A 329-nucleotide genomic window follows, 5' to 3' on the forward strand; every position below is an offset into this window, starting at 1 on the left:
TGTACCTACCGCTACAAGACATGCACTTAATCCCATCATTACTACATTATTTGATGCTGTATTTGGTAATTTTTCACCTTGTACAACTGGCTTTGCTACTTCTTTTTTAGCTACTTCATTCTTTTGCTCGGCTTTTATCGCTGCTTCTTTTTTTGCCATATCGTTTTTTAACTGTTCTTGCGCTATTCTCTTTTTCTCTTCTTCACTTTTTTTCTCAGCCTTAATTGCTTCTTCTTTTTTAGCTTTATCTTGTTGCACTTGCGCTTCTTCCTTTGTTACTGTTCCAGTATCTGCACTCGCTACTGAAGAATATCCTACTGTTAAAAGTG

General features: G+C 36.2%; 1 protein-coding gene. It reads right to left on the reverse strand.

Annotated features, from left to right (window positions below; all coding sequences use genetic code 11):
• A partial coding sequence (locus MR107_RS30580) for a cell surface protein (protein WP_242293198.1) occupies nt 1-329 on the reverse strand: 329 nt, incomplete at both ends.

Source organism: Bacillus cereus group sp. BfR-BA-01441 (assembly GCF_022663075.1).
GTDB classification, from domain to species: Bacteria; Bacillota; Bacilli; order Bacillales; family Bacillaceae_G; genus Bacillus_A; species Bacillus_A cereus.